Origin of the sequence: Streptomyces sp. NPDC056144 (genome assembly GCF_042264145.1) — a bacterium.
In the GTDB taxonomy this organism is placed as follows: Bacteria; Actinomycetota; Actinomycetes; order Streptomycetales; family Streptomycetaceae; genus Streptomyces.
On the sequence record NZ_JBHJVF010000014.1, the window covers coordinates 76,223 to 96,181 of the forward strand.

The window sequence follows — 19,959 nt, forward strand, 5'->3', positions numbered from 1 at the left end:
CCCGCACCCCCTGCTGTCCGAACCCCAGTGCCCACGCGGCCAACGCCTCGACCGTCGTCACGGAAAGGGCCCGGTCAAGGCGGTGCGTCCGGCACGCTGAGGCCATACCCATGTCGGCCGCGGAAACAAACCTGTCGGAGTGCAACCGATGTCAGACGAAGCGCGTCCTTCTCGTACCGCCGTGGTGATCCCGGCGGCAGGACGGGGCGTACGCCTCGGCCCGGGCGCCCCCAAGGCGCTCCGCACGCTGAGCGGCACCCCCATGCTCATCCACGCCGTCCGCGCGATGGCCGCCTCCCGAGCGGTCTCGCTCGTCGTCGTGGTCGCGCCGCCCGACGGCGCCGCCGAGGTCAAGAACCTCCTCGACGCGCACGCCCTGCCCGAGCGGACGGACTACCTCGTCGTGCCCGGCGGCGCGACCCGCCAGGAGTCCGTGCACCTCGGCCTGAAGGCGCTGCCCGAGGGCGTCACCACCGTCCTCGTCCACGACGCGGCCCGCCCCCTGGTCCCCGTCGACACCGTGGACGCCGTCATCGAGGCCGTACGGGACGGGGCCGTCGCCGTCGTCCCCGCGATGCCCCTCGCGGACACCGTGAAGGAGGTCGAGCCGGCCGAGAAGCCCGGCGACCCCGAGCAGGTCGTCGCGACCCCGGTCCGCGCCCGCCTCCGCGCCGTCCAGACCCCGCAGGGCTTCGACCACGACACGCTGGTCAACGCCCACGCCACCATCGCCCTCGCCGGCGAGGGCGCCACCGACGACGCCGGCATGGTCGAGCGGCTCGGCGCGCCCGTCGTCGTCGTGCCCGGCCACGAAGAGGCCTTCAAGGTGACCCGCCCCCTCGACCTCGTCCTCGCCGAGGCCGTACTCGCCCGCAGGAGGGCCAACGATGGCTTCTGAGAACACCCCGCAGACCCCCCTCATCCCGCTCGTCGGCATCGGCACCGACGTCCACGCCTTCGAGGAGGGCCGTGAGCTGTGGTGCGCCGGTCTGCTCTGGGAAGAGGAGAAGTACGGGCTCGCCGGGCACTCCGACGGTGACGTCGCCGCCCACGCCGCCTGCGACGCGCTCTTCTCCGCCGCCGGCATCGGCGACCTCGGCGCCCACTTCGGCACCTCGCGTCCCGAGTACTCCGGCGCCTCCGGCGTCACCCTCCTCGCCGAGGCCGCCCGGATCGTCCGCGCCGCGGGGTTCGAGATCGGCAACATCGCCGTGCAGGTCGTCGGCGTCCGCCCGAAGATCGGCAAGCGCCGCGACGAGGCGCAGAAGGCGCTGAGCGAGGCGGCCGGCGCGCCCGTCTCGGTGTCCGGCACGACGACCGACGGCCTCGGCCTGACCGGCCGCGCCGAGGGCCTCGCCGCCCTCGCGACCGCCCTGGTCTACCCCGTACAGGCCCCGTAGACGCGGAGCGCGTACGGAAAAACGTGCCCCGCGACACCCGAACGGTCGCGGGGCACTACCACACGCCCACTACCCTGGAGGCGTGACTATTCGCCTGTACGACACCAGCGCCCGGCAGATCCGTGACTTCACCCCGCTCACGCCGGGCTGTGTCTCGATCTACCTCTGTGGTGCCACCGTGCAGGCGGCCCCGCACATCGGCCACATCCGGTCGGGGCTGAACTTCGACATCATGCGCCGCTGGTTCGCCTACCGCGGCTACGACGTCACGTTCATCCGGAACGTCACCGACATCGACGACAAGATCATCTGGAAGGCGGACCAGCAGAACCGCCCCTGGTGGTCCATCGGGTACGAGAACGAGCGGGCGTTCAACGACGGCTACCAGGCCCTCGGCTGCCTCCCGCCGACCTACGAGCCCCGCGCCACCGGGCACGTCCCCGAGATGATCGAGATGATGCGCGGTCTCATCGAGCGCGGCCACGCCTACGAGGCGGACGGCAGCGTCTACTTCGACGTGCGCTCGTTCCCGGGGTACCTGGAGCTGTCGAACCAGGACATCGACGACCTCCGCCAGCCCGCCGAGGACGGCATCACCGGCAAGCGCGACCCCCGCGACTTCGCGATGTGGAAGGCGACCAAGCCGGGCGAGCCCGACTGGGAGACCCCGTGGGGCCGCGGCCGTCCCGGCTGGCACCTGGAGTGCTCGGCGATGGCCCACAAGTACCTGGGCTCCGCCTTCGACATCCACGGCGGCGGCCTCGACCTGATCTTCCCGCACCACGAGAACGAGATCGCCCAGGCCAAGGCCTTCGGCGACGAGTTCGCCCACTACTGGGTGCACAACGCCTGGGTCACCATGAGCGGCGAGAAGATGTCGAAGTCGCTCGGCAACAGCGTGCTCGTGTCCGAGATGGTGAAGAACTGGCGCCCGATCGTCCTGCGCTACTACCTCGGCACCCCGCACTACCGGTCGATGATCGAGTACAGCGAGGAGGCCCTGCGCGAGGCCGAGGCGGCGTTCGCCCGCATCGAGGGCTTCGTCCAGCGGGCCACCGAGAAGGCCGGGACGACCGTCGAGCCCGCCGCCGAGGTGCCGCCGGCCTTCGCCGAGGCCATGGACGACGACCTGGGCGTTCCGCACGCCCTCGCGATCATCCACACCACCGTGCGCCAGGGGAACAGCGCCCTCGCCGCGGACGACAAGGACGAGGCCGTCGCCCGCCTCGCCGAGGTCCGTGCGATGCTCGGCGTCCTCGGCCTGGACCCGCTCGACCCGCAGTGGGCCGCGGAGTCCGGTGGCGGCGAGGAGCTCCACGGCGTCGTCGACACCCTCGTCCGGCTCGTGCTCCAGCAGCGCGAGTCGGCCCGTGAGCGGAAGGACTGGGCGAGCGCGGACGCGATCCGCGACCAGCTGACCCAGTCCGGCCTCGCGATCGAGGACGGCCCCGACGGTCCCCGGTGGACGCTGGGCAACCGCTAGAACGCCGATGATGTGCCGCCCGGGTCCCCGGGCGGCACACTTCACTTACAGACTTGTGTACGCAGGCATCAGAGGAAACAGGTAGTCATGGCCGGGAACAGCCAGCGCAGGAACCGTCGCACGTCCAACAAGAAGGGTGCGACGGTCGGCAGCGGTGGCCAGCGGCGCAAGGGCCTCGAAGGCAAGGGCCCGACCCCCAAGGCCGAGGACCGCAAGGGCCACAAGGCCTTCCGCGTCTCCAACGCGATGGCCCGCAACGCGGCCAAGCGCAAGCCGCCCATCGCCCGCCGCGGCGGCAAGGGCCAGTCGGAGATGGTCGTCGGCCGCAACCCGGTCTTCGAGGCGCTGCGCGACGGCGTGCCCGCCACGACCCTGTACGTGCAGCAGTTCATCGACAACGACGAGCGCGTGCGCGAGGCCCTGAACCTCGCCACCGGCCGCGGCAACATCCACATCATGGAGGCGCCGCGCCCCGAGCTGGACCGGATGACGAACGGCCTGAACCACCAGGGTCTCGTCCTCCAGGTCCCGCCGTACGAGTACGCGCACCCGGAGGACCTCGCCGCCGCCGCGTACGACGACCACGACGAGCCGCTGATCGTCGCCCTCGACGGCGTCACCGACCCGCGCAACCTCGGCGCCGTCGTCCGCTCCGTCTCCGCCTTCGGCGGCCACGGCGTCGTCGTGCCCGAGCGCCGCGCGGCCGGCATGACCGCCGGTGCGTGGAAGACCTCGGCCGGCACCGCCGCCCGTACCCCGGTCGCCCGCGCGACCAACCTGACCCGCTGCCTGGAGGCGTACCAGAAGGCCGGCATCACGGTCGTCGGTCTGGCCGCCGACGGTGACCGCGCGGTCCACGAGCTGGAGGAGCTGGGCGGCCCCGTCGTCATCGTCGTCGGCTCCGAGGGCAAGGGCCTGTCCCGCCTCGTCGGCGAGACCTGCGACTTCCTCGTCCGCATCCCGATGCCGGGCGGCGCCGAGTCGCTGAACGCCGGTGTCGCCGCCGGTGTCGTCCTGTACGAGGCGGCCCGCCGCCGCATGGGCTGACCGACGGGCCGCACCCCGGCCATGGCGTGATCTTGACGGGTCTCGGACATTTGCGAGCCGTCAAGGCAGTGTCCTAAACCCAGATCACTCGGTTAGATGAGTGTGGACACCAGAACGCCCCGGCCGGGGTTCGACGACCAGCCCGCGCTGAGCATGGTCAAAGTGGATTCCGATCCCGCTCAGGTGATCGTGAACCACGCCAGCTTCCGTGTGCGGCTCGCGCCGGCCAAGGCGCCGACGTTCGCCGCCAATCCCCGTCTCGCCGCGCTCGCCGGTGCGGGCGCGGTCGCGGGAGCCGCCGGAGCGGCGGGCGGCGCGGGCGCGCGCCGTCGCCCCGTCGTGTGGACGGGCAAGTCCGCGCCGGGCGCGACCGGACTGCTCCAGGCCGTACGGGAATCCTCCGTCGCCACGCTCGACCCGTCGGTGGGACACGCCGGACTCGACGCCGGCGCCACCCAGGCCATCCCGCGCATCGACGACACCATGCCGACCCCCGTCGTGCCGGACCAGCCCGCCGCGCCGCTGCTGCCGCCGATGCGCCGCGCCGAGGGCGCGTACGACGAGGTGTACGAGCTCAGGCCCGGCGCCCCCGGCCCGTACGACGACCCGGCCGACCCGGCCGACGGCCGTGCCTCCCGGCGAGGAGCCCACGACCCGGTCCGGCACGCCTACTACCCGGGCCGCCGGATGAACCTCGGCGTCGTGCTGCTCCCGCTGCGCGTCTTCCTCGGCTTCATCTCCATCTACGCGGGCATGGGCAAGCTCTGCGACCCCGTCTACTTCGACGGCGGCGAGCGCGGCTCCATGGTCAAGTGGCTCAACTCGCTGCACCCGTGGGCGCTCGCCGAGCCGCTCCGTGACTTCGCCCTCCAGCACCCGGTCGGCGCCGGGCTCACCGTCGCCTTCCTCCAGGTCGTCGTCGGCGTCCTGACCGTCCTCGGCCTCTGGCAGCGCGTCGCCGCGGTCATCGGCGCGCTGCTCTCCGCCGCGCTGCTGCTGACCGTCAGCTGGAAGACCGTCCCGGTCTACGACTCCGCCGACATCATCTACCTGGCCGCCTGGTCGCCGCTGATCATCGCGGGCGCCCCCGTCTACTCCCTCGACGCCCGCCTCGCGGGCGAGGCCTGGCGGACCCTCGGGCCGCGCGCCGAGCTGTGGGACCTCCGCCGCCGCGTCGTGCGCCGCAGCACCCTCCTCGCCTCCGTCGTCGTCGGCCTCACCCTCCTCGTCGGCTCCGTCCTCGGCGGCGCGGTCCGCTCCACCGAGATGGTCACCGTCCCGGGTCCGAACGACGACCCGATCAACCACCTTCCCGGTCAGCCGTTGCCGGCCGAGCCGACCCGCCGGGCTCCGTCGTCGAGCGCCTCGAAGGCGCCCGAGCCCGAGGCGAGCAGCACGACGAGCGAGGCCACGGCCGAGCGCGAGGCGACCGAGGAGGCGGCCCGGCCGACGGAGACGACCCCGCAGGCTCCCCGTACGCAGGAGCAGCGCCCCGCGGCCACGCAGGAGAGCACGGGCTCCTCCTCGTCGTCCTCCTCGTCCTCGTCCTCCTCGACGACCCGCCCGCCGGCCGAGTCGAAGCCGGCGGCCCCGCCGGCGACCAGCGACACCCCGAAGAGCCCGGCGGGGACGACGGGTTCGACCGGCACCACCGGTTCGACGGGGAGCACGCCGACGGACGGCGGCTCGCCCTCGGACGGCGGGGCGCGGAACCCGATCGGCGGCCTGCTGGGCTGAGCCCGCCCGCGTACGAGAAAGGGCGGTACCGCTTCCGAAGCGGTACCGCCCTTCTCGTACGTCCGAGGGGCCCGGATCAGGCCCGCTGGGCGGCGAGCTCCTTCGCCGCCTCCGTGAGGTCCTTGGCGGTGTCGATGGCCCTCCAGTAGGCGCCCTGGGGCAGCGGGAAGCCCGCCAGGCGCCGTTCGCGGGCGAGGCGGGGGAACGTGGTCCGCTCGTGGTCGCCGAGGTCGGGGAGGAGCTCGGTGAAGGCGGCGGAGAAGACGTACACGCCGGCGTTGATGAGGAACGGCGACGGCGGCGCCTCGACGAAGTCGGTGATGTGGCCGAAGGTGTCGGTCTCGACGGCGCCCCAGGGGATGCGGGGGCGGGCGAGGGCGAGCGTGGCGGTGGCGTCGCGCTCGGCGTGGAACTCGGCCATCTCGCGCAGCGAGAAGCGGGTCCAGATGTCGCCGTTGGTCGCGTACCAGGGCTGTTCGGGCGCGGGGAGGTGCGCGGCGGCGTACTTGAGGCCGCCGCCGCGGCCGAGGGGCTCGGTCTCGACGACCGTGGTCACCTTGAGGGGGAGGTCCGCGGTTTCCAGCCACTCCTGGAGGACCTCGGCGAGGTGACCGCAGGAGACGACGGCGTCGGTCACGCCTTCGGCGGCGAGCCAGGAAAGCTGATGGCCGATGATCGGGGTCCCGGTTCCCGGGATCTCGACCATCGGCTTGGGGCGGTCGTCGGTGTACGGGCGGAGCCGTGAGCCCTGGCCGCCTGCCAGGACCACGGCCTGCGTCGGAGTGGAGTGCATACGGGGAACGATAGGCGTCCCGTACGCACCGGGCCGCTCAGCTCGCGGGCCGCCGGCTCTCGGACCGTCAGCTCGCGCGCATGACGCCGGTCGCGTACGAGGTGTCGCAGACCGGGCGGGAGAAGGACTGGGCGCGGGAGGGGCCGTAGTGCTCGACGGCGGCGCGGCCGAGGGCGCGGGCGATGGAGATGCAGTGCTTGGCGAGCGACGGCCGGTTCTCGACCTCGCGCTGGAGGTGCGTCAGGGCCGTGCCGGGGTCCTTCTCCTGGAGCTCGGCGAGGAGCTGGTCGCGGAGGAGGTCCTGCGGGGCGCGGGACTTGGCGCGGGTGGACACCTCGGAGGAGGATGCCGTCAGCTGGGTGGCGGAGTCCTGTCCGGCCCACGGAACGGCGGACACCGCGAGCGTTCCCGAGAGCACCAGGACGACGGGCAGGACGAGGGCGAGAGAGCGGCCGATTCGGCGGGCAGTGTGCGTCACGCAGGCGAGCGTAGCGGCCGGTAGTGATATGGCGACATTTAGTCACTCTCGCGGGGGATGGTTCGAGGTGGCTTTTCGAATTACGTGTTGACGCGGGGGTCCTGAGCGGGTGTGCGCGACCTGGTGGAGGGCCCCGAATGCCGGGGTTTTCCGGGGTAAACCCCTTCTTGCCGCCACTTAGGCCAACGGCCCCGCATCTGCAAGAGATGCGGGGCCGTCCGGTCAGTCACTCGGGCAGCGGCTGTATCGGTCGCCGAGGGCGGCCGCCGCGCCAGGCGCTGTGTCAGTCGCTGTGTCAGTCGCTGAGGCGGGCGCCCGTGGACGTCGAGAAGACGTGCAGCTCGGCCGCGCGCGGGACGACGTGCAGCGTGGAGCCCTTGGCGGGGACGTCACGGCCGCCGACGCGGACGACCAGGTCCTTGTCCTCGCCGCCGACGCGGGTGGAGCCGTAGATGAAGCCGTCGGAGCCGAGCTCCTCGACGACGTTGACCGTGACGGCGAGGCCCTGGTCGCTGTCGGAGCCGGCCACGTCGAAGTGCTCGGGGCGGACGCCGACGGTGACGGTGGTGTCGCCCTTGGCGGAGGCGGCGGCGATGGCGTCACGGGAGACCGGGACGACGCTGTTGCCGAACTTCACGCCGCCGTCGGTGATCGGGACCTCGACGAGGTTCATGGCGGGGGAGCCGATGAAGCCGGCGACGAAGAGGTTCGCGGGCTTGTCGTACATGTTGCGCGGGGTGTCGACCTGCTGGAGCAGACCGTCCTTCAGGACGGCGACGCGGTCGCCCATCGTGAGGGCCTCGGTCTGGTCGTGGGTGACGTAGACCGTGGTGATGCCCAGACGGCGCTGGAGACCGGCGATCTGCGTACGGGTCGAGACGCGGAGCTTGGCGTCGAGGTTCGACAGCGGCTCGTCCATGAGGAAGACCTGCGGCTCGCGGACGATCGCGCGGCCCATGGCGACACGCTGGCGCTGACCGCCGGAGAGCGCCTTCGGCTTGCGGTCGAGGTACTCGGTGAGGTCGAGGATCTTCGCGGCCTCTTCGACCTTGGCGCGGATCTCCGACTTGTTGACGCCGGCGATCTTGAGCGCGAAGCCCATGTTGTCGGCGACGGTCATGTGCGGGTACAGCGCGTAGTTCTGGAACACCATCGCGATGTCCCGGTCCTTCGGCGGCAGGTGCGTGACGTCGCGGTCGCCGATGCGGATGGCGCCGGCGTTGACGTCCTCGAGGCCCGCGAGCATGCGGAGCGAGGTCGACTTGCCGCAGCCGGAGGGGCCGACGAGGACGAGGAACTCGCCGTCGGCGATCTCGATGTCGAGCTGGTCGACGGACGGCTTGGTGGCGCCGGGGTAGATCCGGGTCGCCTTGTCGAACGTGACGGAAGCCATGGTGATGTGTCCCCTCACCGGCAGGAACGTGCCGGACGATCCGAGTAAAGGAAGGATGTGGTCCAGTCCACCGGAGCGGACTCCGGGCGACGCTACCCGGCGGGCCGCGTTCTGTCAGTAGTTCGAAGGGCGTGAGATTTCCGACCGCCGGTCGCGCGGGTTGGTTAGACTGCTCCCGCTGCCGCCTTAGCTCAGTTGGCTAGAGCGCTTGACTTGTAATCTTGAGGTCGTCGGTTCGATTCCGACAGGCGGCTCTGTACGTGCTCTGCACGTGCCGAAGGCCCCGGACATCTCGTGTCCGGGGCCTTCGTCGTTCTCAGTGGCGGCCCGAGACCTTGTCGGCGAGGGTCGCGACCGGGTCGGTCGTCGCGGTGTGGCTGGTCAGTTCGCGGCGGTCGGCGCCGCGGAAGGCCGCGTACATCGTCTGGACGGCGAGCCAGCGGAGCGGCTCGGGCTCCCACTTGCGGACCTTGTGGTTGACCCAGGGGAGGGCGGTGAGGTCGGTGGGGCCCGACTGGCCGGAGTCCTGCTGGATCAGGTCGCGGAGGGTGCGGGCCGCGAGGTTGGCGGTGGCGACGCCCGAGCCGACGTAGCCGCCGGCCCAGCCGAGGCCCGTGGAGCGGTCGAGGGTGACGGTGGCGCACCAGTCGCGGGGGACGCCGAGGACGCCGGACCAGGCGTGGTCGATGCCGACGCCGGCGAGCTGCGGGAAGAAGCGGACCAGGATCTCGCGGAGCGCCTCGATGGTCTGGGGCTGGGTGCGGCCGTCGTTGTCGGTCTTCGAGCCGTAGCGGTACGGGACGCCCCGGCCGCCGAGCGCGATGCGGCCGTCGGCGGTGCGCTGGGCGTACATGTAGGCGTGGGCCATGTCTCCGAGGGTCTCGCGGCCCTCCCAGCCGATCGACTCCCACTGGGCGTCGGTCAGCGGCTCGGTGGTGATCATCGAGGAGTTCATGGGGAGCCAGGTGCGGCGCTGGCCCGCGAGGGAGGCCGTGAAGCCCTCGGTGCAGCGCAGGACGTACGGGGCGCGGACCGTGCCGTACGGGGTGATCGCGTGCTTCGGCTTGATCTCGGTGACCGGCGTCGACTCGTGGAGGGTGACGCCGAGCGCCTCGACGGCGTCCGCGAGGCCCTTGACGAGCTTGACCGGGTGCAGGCGGGCGCCGTGCGGGGTCCAGGAGGAGCCGACGGCGCCGGTGACGCGGATGCGCTCGGCGGTCTCGCGGGCTCCGTGGAAGGTGCGGTCGGTCTCGCCGAAGGCGAGCTCGGTCGCGTGGAACTCCTTGAGGCGGGCGAGCTGTGCGGGGGAGAGGGCGACCTCCAGGACACCGCCCTGGTGGAGGTCGGCGTCGATCTTCTCCGTCTCGCAGACCTCGACGACCTCGGCGACGGTCGCGTTCATCGCCTGCTGGAGGCGGAGGGCGGCCTCGTGGCCGTGGAGCTTGGCGTAGCGGGCGCGGCCCGCGATGCCGTTGTAGAGCCAGCCGCCGTTGCGGCCGGAGGCCCCGTACCCGCAGAACTTGGCCTCCAGGACCGTGATGTTCAGGAAGGGGACGGCCTTCTTCAGGTAGTAGGCGGTCCACAGGCCGGTGTAGCCGCCGCCCACGATGCAGACGTCGGCCGTGGTGTCTCCGGGGAGCGGTTCGCGGGGCGCGGGGGCGCCCTCCTGCGCGTACCAGAACGAAATGCCGCCGTTGACCGTACTCATGTGTATCCCTCTTCCGGGTGCGTGGGCGGGACGTTACCGGGGGCCTTGGTCCTGTGGATACGGGCCTTTCGACGCGGGTTCCGGGGGCGGGGGCGGCCTAGGTTCGGATGTACGTGTCGCCACCTCTTTCCCCGCGCGGCGCCGACGGATTTCGTCGTTCCGGAAGGACCCTCCCATGCCCGTACGCAGGACTCGGAGCCTCGTCGCCGCCGCCCTCTCGGCCGGTCTCATCGGGCTTGCGGCCGTGGGGTGTTCGGGCGGTGCGGAGGACGGGGCGCCGGTCGCCGCGGCCGTGACCGTCGTCCCCGACGACCACGCGGAGGTGCTCGCGAAGCTCCCGTCGGCCGTCGAGGGTACGAAGATCGTCGTCGGTCCGGCGAAGGCCCCGCACACCGTCACCGTCTTCGTCGACCCCCGGTGCAGCTACTGCGCGAAGTTCGAGGCGAGCGCCGGGACGGTCCTCGCGGACGAGGCGGCGGCGGGGAAGGTGCGCGTCGAGTACGTCGTCGCCTCCTTCCTGGACGCCCGCACGGGCGGCACGGCCTCGGCCCGCGCGGCGAACGCGCTGCGCGCGGCGGCGGACGCGGGGACGGGCAGGTTCGCCGCGTTCCAGGCGGCCCTGTTCGCCTCCCAGCCGGCCGGCGAGTCCGAGGACGGCTTCTCGGTCGACCACCTGCTCCGGATCGCCGACCAGGTCGAGGGGCTGCGCGGGGACGCCTTCGACAAGGCCGTGCGGGACGACACTCACAAGCAGTGGGTCGCGGACGCCGAGAAGGCCTTCGAGGACGCGGGCGTGGGCGGCACGCCGACGGTCCTCGTCGACGGGACGGCGCTGCCGGCCGGGAACGCGCTGTACGACGCGGACGCGTTCGCGAGGGCCTTGCGCGACGCCGGGGTGTGATCTCGCGCTCGCTCTTCTAGGCTCGGTGCGTGATCCACGTACCGGGCGAACTCGCGCGCACCCAGGCCCTGTTCAACGGTGACACCGGGCGGGAGTTCGTCGCCGGACTGCCCGCGCTCGCCGAGGAGTTCCTCGGCCGCTGGGGGCTGCGGGTCACCGGGCCCTCCCTGCACGGGGCCGTCTCGCTCGTCCTGCCCGTGGCGCGGATCGCGGACGGCACGCCCGCCGCGCTGAAGCTGACCCTCGTGGACGAGGAGACCGAGGGCGAGCCGGTGGCGCTGCGGGAGTGGGACGGGGCAGGGTCCGTACGGCTCCTCGACCACGATCCCGTGAGCGGCACCCTGCTGCTCGAACGGCTCGACGCGGGGCGGCCGTTGTCCTCCCTCGACGACCCCCGCGAGGCCCTGCGGGTCGTGGCGGGACTGCTCGCCCGGCTCGTCGCCCTCCCCGCGCCCGACGGGCTGCGGCGGCTCGGCGACATCGCCGCGGGGATGCTGGCCGAGGTGCCGGAGGCCGTCTCCGGGATGAGCGCGGAGGAGGCGGCCCTGGTGGAGGAGTGCGCGGCGGCCGTACGGGACGTGGCCGACGCTCCCGGGGACCGGCTGCTGCACTGGGACCTCCACCTCGGCAACGTCCTCGCGGGTGCACGCGAACCGTGGCTGGCCATCGACCCCAAGCCCCTCGCGGGCGACCCCGGCTTCGAGCTCCTTCCCGCCCTGATGGACCGGTGGGATCCCCGTACCGACGAGGTCCTGTGGCGGTTCGACCTGCTCGCGGACGTCGTCGGGGACCGGCGGCGGGCGGTGGCGTGGACGCTCGGGCGGGTGCTCCAGAACGCGCTGTGGGACGCCGAGGACGGGGACGGCCCCGACCCCGAACAGGTGGAGCTCGCGCGGATCCTGCTGGCCAGGAGGGCCTGACGGGGGCAAGGTGGCCCCATGATCCGTACCGCCACCCCCGCCGACGTGCCCGTCGTCTTCGCCATGATCCGCGACCTCGCCGCGTACGAGAAGGCGCTCCACGAGGTCCGCACCACCACGGACCAGCTCCACGAGGCCCTCTTCGGCCCGCACCCCGCCGCGTTCGCGCACATCGCCGAGACCGAGGACGGCGAGATCGCCGGCTTCGCGCTCTGGTTCCTCAACTTCTCGACCTGGCGCGGGGTCCACGGCATCTACCTGGAGGACCTGTACGTCCGTCCGGAGGCGCGGGGCGGCGGCCACGGCAAGGCGCTGCTGCGCGAGCTGGCCCGGATCTGCGTCGACCGGGGGTACGAGCGCCTGGAGTGGTCCGTCCTCGACTGGAACACGCCGGCGATCGACTTCTACGAGTCCCTCGGCGCCCGCCCGCAGGACGAGTGGACGGTCTACCGCCTGACGGACACGGCGCTCGCGGAGCTCGGGGGCGGGGTCGGGGTGCTGTAGGCGTGGCGGGGGAAGCCGTGCTGTAGGAAGGGGGCATGACTATGGACATCGCCACGGACACCGCCTCGGACATCGAGCAGCGTTTCCAGCGGATCACCGACTTCATCGAGGCACGCCTCACGCCCCTCTTCGACCCGGCCAACGGCAAGGACCACGGCTTCGGGATGGACGACACCTCCCGCGCCCTGCGTGCCCTGCGCTACACCGTGCAGGCCGCGTCGGCGGTGAAGGGCCTCGTCGAGAAGCGTGAGTCGGCGCCGGAGCTGCGGCCCGTCGTGGACCAGGCCCTGGAGCACAACTGGGACGTGCTGCGGTCGGCGGCGCGGATGTGGGAGGACCACGCCGAGTTCCAGAAGGAGTTCAAGGCGCACTCGTGGGACGTCCTCGGGATCTGATCCCCGGGCTTCCCCGGGCTTCCCCGGGCTTCCCCGGGCTTCCCCGGGCTTCCCCGGGCTTCCCCGGTCCGGTCTACGGGATCAGGACCACCTTGCCCGTCGTGCCCCGGTTCTCCAGGGCGTGATGGGCCTCCGCCGCCTTCGCGAGCGGGAAGCGGTGGACCGCCGGGCGGAGGGTGCCGTCGGCCGCGGCGGCGAGGGCGGCGAGTTCGAGCGTCCGGATGTCGCCGCCCGCCTTCCGGAGCATGACGGGGCCGAGGACGGACTCGGACGTGATGCCGCGTCCGGCGAGCTCCTCGGGCGTGAAGGTCAGCGGCTCGCCGTCGTGGAGGCCGCCGCCGGAGCCCGACCAGCCGAAGACGACGTGCTGTCCGCCGGGGCCGAGGAGGTCGACGGCGGCACGGCCGGTGTCGCCGCCGACCGAGTCGAAGACGACGGTGGCGGCGCCGCGGCCCGTCTCGTCGAGGTGGGCGCGGACCTTCTCCGGCCAGTCGGGGAGGGTGTAGTCGACGGCGAGGTCGGCCCCGTTCGCCTCGACGAGGGCGACCTTGGCGGGGCCGCCGGCGAGGCCGATGACGGTGGCGCCCGCGTTCTTCGCGTACTGGACGAGGAGCGTGCCGATGCCACCCGCGGCGGCCGGGACGATCGCGGTCGAGCCGGGGCCGAGCTCGGTGAACTGGAGGATTCCCAGCGTCGTCCGGCCCGTGCCGATCATCGCGACGGCCTCCGCCTCGCCGAGATGGGCGGGGAGTTCGTGGAGGCGGGCGGCGTCGGTGACGGCGAGTTCGGCGTACCCGCCGGGGACCATGCCGAGGTGGGCGACGACCCGCTTGCCCAGCCAGGCCGGATCGGTGCCCTCGCCGAGGGCGTCGACGGTGCCCGCGACCTCGCGGCCGGGGATCGTGGGGAGTTCGGCGGGGGCGGGGAAGGGGCCCGTCGCGCCCTCGCGGAGGGCGGTGTCGAGCAGATGCACGCCGGCCGCGGCGACACGGATACGGACCTGGCCGGGGCCCGGGACGGGGTCGGGAGCCTGCTCGTAGGTGAGGTTCTCGGCGGGGCCGAAGGCGTGGAGGCGGATGGCGTGCATGACGGGGACTCGCTTTCCTGGGGCGGCTCGGCTTGGCGGCTCGGCTCGGCTTGGCGGCTTGGTGTCGAGCGTGCGACCTCAAGCGCGCTTGAGGTCAAGCACCTCGCTCCGCATGGCCAGGGAGACCGCCTCGACGGCGCTCGTGAACGAGACCTCCGACAGCACGCCCGGCGCGGCGACCTGGTCGCCGACCAGGTAGATCCCGTCCCCCCGGTCGATGGCCGGCCGGTCGCGCCAGGTGCTGCCGGGGCGGTCGACCGCGCCCGTACGGCCCTGGGAGACGGCCTCGCGCCGCCAGACGGTCCGCTCGCGCCAGCCGGGGAACGCGAGGTCGAGGAGGCGTTCGGCACGGGCGACGCCGTCCGCCTTGGCCGCGTCGGGGCCGATGGGCAGCTGGGCCTGGATCAGCTGCTGCCCGGCGGGGGCGAGGGAGGGGTCCGGGGCCGTGAACCGCTCGATCCAGCCGGGAGCGTCGAGGTCGGAGACGATGAACGGGTCGCCCTTGCGGGTGCGCAGCGCCAGGTCGAACAGGACCGTACGGCCGCTGTCCCAGGTCAGGGACGGGTCGCCGAGGAGCCGGGCGGCGGCGGGCAGGGCGGTGGCGACGACGACGGGGCCGCCGTCGGTCGGGAGGGCGTCGACGCGGGCCGAGGTCTCGATCCGTACGCCCATCTCCCACGCCCGCGCGACCATCCGCTCGATGAGCTCGCCCCAGCCGCCGCGCAGGTAGTGCGCCTCGGCCGGGAAGCCGGTGACGCGGTGCAGGCGCTCCTGCACGAAGCGGGCGGAGAGGGCGCCGGGGTCGTGGTGGAACAGCGCGACGGCGCTGAACGTGGCCGCCTGACGTGCCGTCCGCTCGCCGGCGAGGCCGCGGGCCCAGGTGTGGAAGTCGAGGTCGACCGGGGCCTGCTCGGGGGCGCGGCGGGCGAGCCGGAGGAGACCGAGCGGGGGTACGTGACGGAGGGCGCCGTCCTGCTGGAAGCGGAAGCGGAGCAGTTCGGCGGGCGGGAGGGCGGCGATGTCACCCTTGCCGATCAGGCCGCGCTGCTTGAGCCAGGTCCAGTGCGGGCCGCCGTTGTAGAGGGCGTGGGGGCCCTCGTTGGTGCGGTACGGGCCCTCGGCGGTGCGGGCGCGGCCACCGGGGGTCCGGTGGGCCTCGTACACGGTCACCTTGGCGCCGGCCTCGGCGGCCGTGATGGCGGCGGTGAGACCGGCGAAGCCGGCGCCGATGATCGTGAGCTTGCGCATGTCGCTCTCCCTCGTGCGGTGGCGTTTTCCCGTTCACGGGGAGGACGGACGGCGGCCCCGGGTTTGTGACATCGAGGCGCCGCGTTGTCAGTGGCGTGGATCACCATGGGGGCATGGCGAAGAAGAAGACCACGACGGCGAGCGCGCGACGGCCGGAGCTCCGGCTGCCTCCCCTCACGCCGTACGAGGGCGGTCTCGAACCGGACGGCGACTACGACGGCCTGGAGCTGACCGGCCTCGACCTGACCGGGCAGTCCGGCGAAGGCGCCCGCTTCCTGGACTGCGCGCTGCGCGACTGCGGGCTCGACGAGGCACGGCTGACGAGAGCCCGGTTCCTCGACTCGGTGCTCACGGGGGTACGGGGAGTGGGGACCGACCTGTCAGGGGCCCAGTTCCGGGACGTGGAGCTCGTGGAGGCGCGGCTCGGCGGGGCGCAGCTGCACGGGGCGGTGCTGGAGCGGGTGGTGGTGCGGGGCGGGAAGAGCGACTACCTGAACCTGCGGGCGGCGAAGCTGAAGGACGTGGTCTTCGAAGGGTGCGTGCTGAGTGAGCCGGACTTCGGGGGTGCGGTGCTGGAGCGGGTGGAGTTCGTGGACTGCGCCCTGACGGGCGCGGACTTCTCCGCCGCGCGGCTGAAGGACGTGGACCTGCGGGGCGTGCACCGGCTGGATGTCGCGCGGGGCGTGGACTGCCTCTCGGGCGCGCGCATCTCCACGACCCAACTCCTGGACCTGGCCCCGGTCCTGGCCACCCACCTGGGCCTCCGCGTCGAGGACTGACGGCCCCCGGCCGCACGGGGCCGTGCCCGCGCCCGGTGGGCGGTGCCCCGCTCGGGGGCCGGTGCCCACCCCCGTGTGGGCCGCGCCCGCCGTTTCGTTGTGGGCAGTCGTTCCGCAGGGCGGAACGGGTGGGCACAACGGAACGGCGCCCTTGCCGGCGCCCGAGGCTTCCGTGCCTGGACCCGCACCCCCAGTGCGGTGCGGTACCGGTGCGGGTTCAGGCGCGGGGTGCGAGGCGCCGCTGAGGGCGCCGTCCCGTGTGCCCACCCGTCCCGCCCTGCGGGACGATTGCCCACACGGGGGTGCGGCGGGCGCGGCCCACAACGAAACGGCGGGGCGCCGCCCACACGGGGGTGCGGCGGGCGCGGTCCGCGGCGGAGTGGCGGGTTACGGGGTGCGGGGGAAGCGGGACTGGAGGGTCCAGATGGCGGGGTTGTCGGACAGGCCCTCGTGCATGTCCGTGAGGTCGGCGATCAGGTCGTGGAGAAAGTCGCGCGCCTCGCGCCGCAGCTCGGCGTGGTTGAAGGTGACCGGCGGCTCGTCCCCCGGCATCCAGTCCGCCTCCACGTCCACCCACCCGAACCGTCGCTCGAAGAGCATCCGGTCCGAGGATTCGGTGAAGTCCAGCTCCGCGTACTGCGGCTGTGCCGCGCGGCTGCCGCGCGGGTCCTGGTCGAGCTGTTCGACGATGTCGCACAGCGCCCACGCGAAGTCGAGCACCGGTACCCATCCCCAGGCTGTGGACACCTCGCGGTCCGTCTCGGTGTCCGCGAGGTACACGTCCCCGCAGAAGAGGTCGTGCCGCAGCGCGTGGACGTCCGCCCGCCGGTAGTCGGTCTGCGGCGGGTCGGGGAAGCGTCGGGAGAGGGAGTAGCCGATGTCGAGCACCTGCCGATGGTGTCACGCCTCAGCGGCGGCCGTGGACCGCCTTCGCCACCCGCGGGCCCAGCCACCGCTTGAGGCGCCGCAGCGGTTCCAGCTGCTCCGCCGCGCGGTCGATGCGGTAGTACAGCTGGGGCGGGATGTGGGGGAGCAGCGGGGAGTGCCGCTGGCCGAGGAGCGCGAACATCTGGGACGGCTCCAGGCGCATGTACCGGGGGAGGTTCTCGTACCACTGAGCGCTGTACCGGGCCGCGCTCTGCGCCGAGACGAGTTCGGCGCGCCGCCGCTTCCCGTACGTCGTGAGCGCCGCGTCCAGGCCGTCGGCGGGGGCGCGGCGCAGGGCGGCCGCGAGAGCGAGCGCGTCCTCCAGGGCCAGGGTCGTGCCCGCGCCGATCGAGTAGTGCGTGGTGTGGGCCGCGTCGCCGAGGAGGACCAGGTTGCCGCGGTGCCAGACCCGGTTGGTGAGGGTGCGGAAGGTGAGCCACTGCGGCGCCCCGTCGGCCTGCGCCCGGCCGATCAGCTCGTGGCCGTCGAGGAGGTCGTGGAAGAGCTTTTCAAGAAGAGTGAGGGTGTCGGGCTCGTCGGCGGTGTCCAGGCCGAGCCCCTTCCACGTGGCCGGGGAGCACTCCACGACGCACGTCGACCGCTCGCCGCTGAACCCGTACGCGTAGCACCAGATCCAGCCGTGCTCCGTCTCCTTGAACGCGAAGCTGAACGAGTCGAAGACCTTCGTCGTACCGAGCCAGATGTACTGGTTCCGGCCGGCCGTCGTCGCGCTGCCGAAGTGCTCCGCGTGCGCCTCCCGCAGCACGCTGTTCACCCCGTCGGCCGCCACGACCAGGTCCGCGTCGGCCAGTTCGGGGGCGTCGGGGCCGGTGATGTCGTGTTCGAAGGAGACCGTGACGCCCAGGTCCTCCGCCCGGTCCGCGAGGAGCATGAGCATCTTCCGGCGGCCGATGCCGAAGCCCGCGTCGCCCCGGTGCACCGTCCGTTCGTCGCGGACGATCGCGACCCCGTCGTTCCACGTCACCGACGCCTCCGCGACGGCCGCCGCGGATTCGGGGTCGCCGGCGCGCAGCTTGTCGAGGAGCCCGGCCCAGTAGGTGACGCCCCAGCCGTACGTGGAACCCTCCGGGTTCCGCTCGTACACGGTGATGTCGTGCGACGGGTCCTGCCGCTTCAGCAGGATCGAGAGGTACAGGCCGGCGGGGCCACCGCCGACGATGGCGAGCTTCACGTGCGCTCCCACGGAGACTGAGACCGCCACGTCACATGGTGCGGTCGGATGGCCACGCACGGTAGCAGCTACGGGAGGAGGCGTTGTTCCTTCGCCACGGCCACCGCGCCCGCCCGGGTGTCCACGCCGAGCTTCGCGTAGATCCGGCCCAGGTGGGTCTTGACCGTCGCCTCGCTGATGAACAGCGCCCGGGCGATCTCCCGGTTGCCGAGCCCGCGCCCCAGCTGCCCGAGGATGTCCCGTTCCCGGTCGGTGAGCGAGGGGCCCGCCGCTCCCCGCATCCGGTCCATGACGCGGCTCGCGACCGGCGGGGAGAGCGCGGTGCGGCCCTGCGCGGCCGAGTGGATCGCGGCGAAAAGCTCCTCGGGGCGCTCGGCCTTGAGGAGGTAGCCGGTCGCGCCCGCCTCGATCGCGCGCGTGATGTCCGCGTCCGTGTCGTACGTGGTGAGGACGAGGACGTGGACCCCGGTGGGCGCGATCCTGCGGGTCGCCTCCACCCCGTCGATGCCCGCCCCGAGCTGGAGGTCCATCAGGACGACGTCCGGCTTCAGCTTCGCGGCCATCGCGACGGCCTCCTCGCCGCTGCCGGCCTCGCCGACGACCTCGATGTCGGGGGTGCTGCCGAGGAGGGCGAGCAGGCCGGCGCGGACGACGACGTGGTCGTCGCAGAGGAGGATCCGTACGGACATCAGGACTCCAGAGGGGAAGCGGGGGTGAGGGGGATGGACGCCGAGAGGACCGTGCCCTCGCCGGGGGCGGACTCGACCGTGAGCGTGCCGCCGAGCTGCTGCGCGCGGACCCGCATGGCGGGCAGCCCGTGGCCCCGGTCGCCCCGGTCGGGGCGGGCGAGCGCCGGGTCGAAGCCGTGGCCGTCGTCGGCGATGTCGAGGACGACGAGGTCGTCGAGGTAGGTCAGGGTCAGGGCGGCGGAGGTCGCGCCCGCGTGCTCGCGGATGTTCGCGAGGGCGCCCTGCGCGATCCGCAGGAGCGCCGACTGCGCCCGGTCGGGCAGCGGCACCGGCGACCCGTCCACCCGGAACTCCGCCGCCTCCCGCGCGGCCAGGCCCCGCAGCGCCTCCTCCAGGCCGCCGCCCTCGGCGAGGTCGGCGGGCGCGAGGTCGTGGACGAAGCGGCGGGCCTCGGCGAGGTTCCGTTCGGCGATCGACTCGGCCGTACGGACATGACGGCGGGCCGTCCCCGGGTCGCTGTCCCACGTGCGGTCGGCCGCCTGGAGCAGCATCTGCTGACTGGACAGGCCCTGGGCGAGGGTGTCGTGGATCTCCATCGAGAGCCGCTGGCGTTCGGCGAGCGTGCCCTCGCGGCGCTCGATCGCGGCCAGTTCGCGGCGGGTGCGGATGAGGTCGTCGATGAGCGCCCGCTGCCGGGCGGCCTGCCGGTCCGAGTACACGAACACGCCCGTCGCGATGGCGGCGACGGCCGGCGGCGCGACGACGAGGTTCGGGTCCCAGCCGCCGTGCGCGAGCTGCACCTGCGCGAAGACGACGAAGGCGGTGAGCAGAACGACGAGGCCGAGCGCGGCGCGCGGCGGGAGGGTGCGCAGGCCGGTGTAGAAGAGCGGCACCGCGCACCAGGCGAAGCTGGGCGCGAGGACGACGAGGACGATCCAGACGGCGACGACCGTGCCGAGCCAGGCGATGCGGCGGGGGGCGGCGCGGGTGCCGAGGACGGGGCCGAGGAGGTAGAGGGAGGCGAGCGCGCCGGAGAGGGCGATGATCCAGGGGCTGCGGGCTTCCCAGGGGTGCCGGAGGAGGAAGCGGGCGAGGGAGGCGCCGAGGAGGAGGAAGAACGCGATGTGCATGACGCGGGCGAGCCAGGGGGCGTCCGGGTCCTGGTCGCTCCCGGTGGGCGGCTGGGTCGTGGTCACCTGCCGGCCTTCCCTTCGCTCCGATGTACTGCTCTGACCTGGGGGTATCTGTCCATCCTGGCCCGTTAGGGCCAGGTGGGCA

The 19,959-nt window shown here is 73.0% G+C and carries 20 protein-coding genes and 1 tRNA gene; 11 read left to right on the forward strand and 10 right to left on the reverse strand.

The window, feature by feature from the left end; translation table 11 throughout:
- Positions 1-148 precede the first annotated feature (148 nt).
- The 5 genes from ispD to ACFC0Z_RS30730 all read left to right on the forward strand — a co-directional run bounded on the left by ispD (position 149) and on the right by ACFC0Z_RS30730 (position 5,667).
- Positions 149-898 carry a 2-C-methyl-D-erythritol 4-phosphate cytidylyltransferase gene (ispD, locus tag ACFC0Z_RS30710; RefSeq protein ID WP_376444839.1) on the forward strand — a complete coding sequence of 250 codons (750 nt, stop codon included), beginning with the start codon at positions 149-151 and terminating at the stop codon, positions 896-898.
- Positions 888-1,400: a 2-C-methyl-D-erythritol 2,4-cyclodiphosphate synthase gene (ispF, locus tag ACFC0Z_RS30715; protein WP_376444842.1), complete on the forward strand. Its 513-nt coding sequence runs from the start codon at positions 888-890 to the stop codon at positions 1,398-1,400. Before ispD ends, ispF begins: the two co-directional genes overlap by 11 nt.
- An 82-nt stretch (positions 1,401-1,482) precedes the next feature.
- On the forward strand, positions 1,483-2,883 hold the full coding sequence (cysS, locus tag ACFC0Z_RS30720; RefSeq protein WP_376444845.1) for a cysteine--tRNA ligase: 1,401 nt from the start codon (positions 1,483-1,485) through the stop codon (positions 2,881-2,883).
- A gap of 87 nt (positions 2,884-2,970) precedes the next feature.
- Positions 2,971-3,930, forward strand: coding sequence for a 23S rRNA (guanosine(2251)-2'-O)-methyltransferase RlmB (gene rlmB / locus ACFC0Z_RS30725; protein ID WP_376444848.1), 960 nt, complete (start codon positions 2,971-2,973; stop codon positions 3,928-3,930).
- 96 nt (positions 3,931-4,026) lie between these two features.
- A complete protein-coding gene (locus tag ACFC0Z_RS30730; protein WP_376444851.1) occupies positions 4,027-5,667 on the forward strand; it encodes a DoxX family membrane protein in 1,641 nt (546 codons plus the stop codon).
- Positions 5,668-5,743: 76 nt separating this feature from the next.
- Here ACFC0Z_RS30730 and ACFC0Z_RS30735 read toward each other — a convergent pair whose 3' ends face one another.
- The 3 genes from ACFC0Z_RS30735 to ACFC0Z_RS30745 form a co-directional block, all read right to left on the reverse strand.
- On the reverse strand, positions 5,744-6,460 hold the full coding sequence (locus ACFC0Z_RS30735) for an NDP-sugar synthase (protein WP_376444854.1): 717 nt from the start codon (positions 6,458-6,460) through the stop codon (positions 5,744-5,746).
- 67 nt (positions 6,461-6,527) lie between these two features.
- The gene (locus ACFC0Z_RS30740) at positions 6,528-6,938 is read right to left on the reverse strand and encodes a hypothetical protein (protein ID WP_376444857.1); all 411 of its coding nucleotides are present in this window, start codon (positions 6,936-6,938) and stop codon (positions 6,528-6,530) included.
- A 295-nt stretch (positions 6,939-7,233) separates the two neighbouring features.
- Positions 7,234-8,331 carry an ABC transporter ATP-binding protein gene (locus tag ACFC0Z_RS30745; protein ID WP_376444859.1) on the reverse strand — a complete coding sequence of 366 codons (1,098 nt, stop codon included), beginning with the start codon at positions 8,329-8,331 and terminating at the stop codon, positions 7,234-7,236.
- Positions 8,332-8,511: 180 nt separating this feature from the next.
- Here ACFC0Z_RS30745 and ACFC0Z_RS30750 point away from each other — a divergent pair.
- A tRNA-Thr gene (locus ACFC0Z_RS30750) sits at positions 8,512-8,585 on the forward strand.
- Between the two features lie 62 nt (positions 8,586-8,647).
- On the opposite strand, the gene ACFC0Z_RS30755 is transcribed toward ACFC0Z_RS30750, so the two are convergent.
- Positions 8,648-10,039 carry an NAD(P)/FAD-dependent oxidoreductase gene (locus tag ACFC0Z_RS30755; RefSeq protein ID WP_376444861.1) on the reverse strand — a complete coding sequence of 464 codons (1,392 nt, stop codon included), beginning with the start codon at positions 10,037-10,039 and terminating at the stop codon, positions 8,648-8,650.
- A gap of 175 nt (positions 10,040-10,214) precedes the next feature.
- On the opposite strand from ACFC0Z_RS30755, the gene ACFC0Z_RS30760 reads away from it, so the two are divergent.
- Genes ACFC0Z_RS30760 through ACFC0Z_RS30775 form a run of 4 tightly spaced genes read left to right on the forward strand, consistent with a single transcriptional unit; the run spans position 10,215 to position 12,759 of the window.
- On the forward strand, positions 10,215-10,940 hold the full coding sequence (locus ACFC0Z_RS30760; protein WP_376444864.1) for a DsbA family protein: 726 nt from the start codon (positions 10,215-10,217) through the stop codon (positions 10,938-10,940).
- Positions 10,941-10,969: 29 nt separating this feature from the next.
- Positions 10,970-11,860 carry an aminoglycoside phosphotransferase family protein gene (locus ACFC0Z_RS30765; RefSeq protein ID WP_376444866.1) on the forward strand — a complete coding sequence of 297 codons (891 nt, stop codon included), beginning with the start codon at positions 10,970-10,972 and terminating at the stop codon, positions 11,858-11,860.
- Between the two features lie 18 nt (positions 11,861-11,878).
- Complete coding sequence (locus ACFC0Z_RS30770; RefSeq protein WP_376444869.1) at positions 11,879-12,364, forward strand: GNAT family N-acetyltransferase; 486 nt, start codon at positions 11,879-11,881, stop codon at positions 12,362-12,364.
- A gap of 35 nt (positions 12,365-12,399) precedes the next feature.
- Positions 12,400-12,759 (forward strand): hypothetical protein, encoded by a 360-nt coding sequence (locus ACFC0Z_RS30775; protein ID WP_376444871.1) that lies wholly within the window; start codon positions 12,400-12,402, stop codon positions 12,757-12,759.
- A 73-nt stretch (positions 12,760-12,832) separates the two neighbouring features.
- Here the strand turns inward: ACFC0Z_RS30775 and ACFC0Z_RS30780 are convergent, their stop codons facing one another.
- Complete coding sequence (locus ACFC0Z_RS30780; RefSeq protein ID WP_376444874.1) at positions 12,833-13,846, reverse strand: zinc-binding dehydrogenase; 1,014 nt, start codon at positions 13,844-13,846, stop codon at positions 12,833-12,835.
- Positions 13,847-13,924: 78 nt separating this feature from the next.
- On the reverse strand, positions 13,925-15,094 hold the full coding sequence (locus ACFC0Z_RS30785; protein ID WP_376444876.1) for an FAD-dependent oxidoreductase: 1,170 nt from the start codon (positions 15,092-15,094) through the stop codon (positions 13,925-13,927).
- A gap of 113 nt (positions 15,095-15,207) precedes the next feature.
- On the opposite strand from ACFC0Z_RS30785, the gene ACFC0Z_RS30790 reads away from it, so the two are divergent.
- The gene (locus ACFC0Z_RS30790; protein WP_376444879.1) at positions 15,208-15,873 is read left to right on the forward strand and encodes a pentapeptide repeat-containing protein; all 666 of its coding nucleotides are present in this window, start codon (positions 15,208-15,210) and stop codon (positions 15,871-15,873) included.
- A 387-nt stretch (positions 15,874-16,260) separates the two neighbouring features.
- On the opposite strand, the gene ACFC0Z_RS30795 is transcribed toward ACFC0Z_RS30790, so the two are convergent.
- The 4 genes from ACFC0Z_RS30795 to ACFC0Z_RS30810 all read right to left on the reverse strand — a co-directional run bounded on the left by ACFC0Z_RS30795 (position 16,261) and on the right by ACFC0Z_RS30810 (position 19,811).
- Positions 16,261-16,761 carry a hypothetical protein gene (locus tag ACFC0Z_RS30795; RefSeq protein WP_376444882.1) on the reverse strand — a complete coding sequence of 167 codons (501 nt, stop codon included), beginning with the start codon at positions 16,759-16,761 and terminating at the stop codon, positions 16,261-16,263.
- Positions 16,762-16,780: 19 nt separating this feature from the next.
- Positions 16,781-17,992: an FAD-dependent monooxygenase gene (locus ACFC0Z_RS30800; protein WP_376444884.1), complete on the reverse strand. Its 1,212-nt coding sequence runs from the start codon at positions 17,990-17,992 to the stop codon at positions 16,781-16,783.
- 68 nt (positions 17,993-18,060) lie between these two features.
- A complete protein-coding gene (locus ACFC0Z_RS30805) occupies positions 18,061-18,681 on the reverse strand; it encodes a response regulator (RefSeq protein ID WP_376444886.1) in 621 nt (206 codons plus the stop codon).
- A complete protein-coding gene (locus ACFC0Z_RS30810) occupies positions 18,681-19,811 on the reverse strand; it encodes a sensor histidine kinase (RefSeq protein WP_376445088.1) in 1,131 nt (376 codons plus the stop codon). Before ACFC0Z_RS30810 ends, ACFC0Z_RS30805 begins: the two co-directional genes overlap by 1 nt.
- Between the last annotated feature and the right edge of the window lie 148 nt (positions 19,812-19,959).

Coding starts and splice junctions, on each gene's coding strand:
- ispD (WP_376444839.1), top strand. CDS start 149: ATGTCAGACGAAGCGCGTCCTTCTCGTACCGCCGTGGTGATCCCGGCG.
- ispF (WP_376444842.1), top strand. CDS start 888: ATGGCTTCTGAGAACACCCCGCAGACCCCCCTCATCCCGCTCGTCGGC.
- rlmB (WP_376444848.1), top strand. CDS start 2,971: ATGGCCGGGAACAGCCAGCGCAGGAACCGTCGCACGTCCAACAAGAAG.
- ACFC0Z_RS30730 (WP_376444851.1), top strand. CDS start 4,027: ATGAGTGTGGACACCAGAACGCCCCGGCCGGGGTTCGACGACCAGCCC.
- ACFC0Z_RS30735 (WP_376444854.1), bottom strand. CDS start 6,460: ATGCACTCCACTCCGACGCAGGCCGTGGTCCTGGCAGGCGGCCAGGGC.
- ACFC0Z_RS30745 (WP_376444859.1), bottom strand. CDS start 8,331: ATGGCTTCCGTCACGTTCGACAAGGCGACCCGGATCTACCCCGGCGCC.
- ACFC0Z_RS30755 (WP_376444861.1), bottom strand. CDS start 10,039: ATGAGTACGGTCAACGGCGGCATTTCGTTCTGGTACGCGCAGGAGGGC.
- ACFC0Z_RS30760 (WP_376444864.1), top strand. CDS start 10,215: ATGCCCGTACGCAGGACTCGGAGCCTCGTCGCCGCCGCCCTCTCGGCC.
- ACFC0Z_RS30770 (WP_376444869.1), top strand. CDS start 11,879: ATGATCCGTACCGCCACCCCCGCCGACGTGCCCGTCGTCTTCGCCATG.
- ACFC0Z_RS30775 (WP_376444871.1), top strand. CDS start 12,400: ATGACTATGGACATCGCCACGGACACCGCCTCGGACATCGAGCAGCGT.
- ACFC0Z_RS30780 (WP_376444874.1), bottom strand. CDS start 13,846: ATGCACGCCATCCGCCTCCACGCCTTCGGCCCCGCCGAGAACCTCACC.
- ACFC0Z_RS30785 (WP_376444876.1), bottom strand. CDS start 15,094: ATGCGCAAGCTCACGATCATCGGCGCCGGCTTCGCCGGTCTCACCGCC.
- ACFC0Z_RS30790 (WP_376444879.1), top strand. CDS start 15,208: ATGGCGAAGAAGAAGACCACGACGGCGAGCGCGCGACGGCCGGAGCTC.
- ACFC0Z_RS30805 (WP_376444886.1), bottom strand. CDS start 18,681: ATGTCCGTACGGATCCTCCTCTGCGACGACCACGTCGTCGTCCGCGCC.
- ACFC0Z_RS30810 (WP_376445088.1), bottom strand. CDS start 19,811: ATGCACATCGCGTTCTTCCTCCTCCTCGGCGCCTCCCTCGCCCGCTTC.